The sequence below is a fragment of the Streptomyces sp. P9(2023) genome (assembly GCF_032436795.1).
Lineage (GTDB): Bacteria > Actinomycetota > Actinomycetes > Streptomycetales > Streptomycetaceae > Streptomyces.
The window spans coordinates 1-266 of record NZ_JAUPWM010000536.1 but is presented as its reverse complement, the minus strand read 5'-3'; the positions used below and the strand labels follow the sequence as shown (position 1 = coordinate 266).

General features: G+C 52.6%; 1 protein-coding gene. It reads left to right on the top strand.

Annotated features, from left to right (window positions below):
* The coding region (locus tag Q5762_RS38625; RefSeq protein WP_315896989.1) for an HD domain-containing protein at positions 1–266 on the top strand (266 nt) is incomplete at both ends.

Genomic DNA, 266 nt, shown 5'->3' with positions numbered 1-266 from the left:
AAAGACTGGGCCACCCGCCGCGAGTTCAGGAACTTACAGCCATTGCCGGCTATCTTCATGATATCGGCAATGCCATCAACCGGAATTTACATGCGGAAGCGGGTGCGGCACTGATCTTTAGCATCCTCAAGGATATGGGCATGGACCCGGATGAATTGGCTATGGTGGTGTCAGCTATAGGCAATCATGATGAAAAGAACGGTCAGCCGGTAAATGTGGTTTCGGCTGCCCTGATTTTAGCGGATAAGGCGGATGTCCACCGCTCC